Source organism: Paenibacillus periandrae, from assembly GCF_022458865.1.
GTDB lineage: Bacteria > Bacillota > Bacilli > Paenibacillales > NBRC-103111 > Paenibacillus_S > Paenibacillus_S periandrae.
This window is the reverse complement of the sequence record NZ_JAJNMU010000177.1, coordinates 1-278: the sequence shown is the minus strand read 5'-3', so window position 1 is coordinate 278 and position 278 is coordinate 1. Positions and strand designations below refer to the sequence as shown.

The window sequence follows — 278 nt, the reverse complement described above, 5'->3', positions numbered from 1 at the left end:
AATCCGGACATGGCAACGGGGATGGCGGTGGTTAATACGCCGGTAGCCTCAGGAACCAAGGCACAGAAAATAGCGAGCAGTGCCATGCCAGCGGGCGAAGCGATCTTTGTGCTGCAAGACTTGGCGGTGGAAGGCAACCAGCCCTATACGTTTAGTGGCCAGTACTATATTGAGCAATTGGCAAACGCCAAAGTGCTGCATTATTTATTGTTCTATGATGCAAGCGGAGTGAATGTGGGAGGGACCACGATCGAGCGTACTACCGCGCACCCCGGCTA

1 protein-coding gene is annotated in these 278 nt (G+C 54.0%); it reads left to right on the top strand.

What is annotated here, in order from left to right:
• Positions 1-27: 27 nt before the first annotated feature.
• Positions 28-278: hypothetical protein (locus tag LRL21_RS45120; RefSeq protein WP_240422243.1), on the top strand; the 251-nt coding region annotated here is incomplete at its 3' end.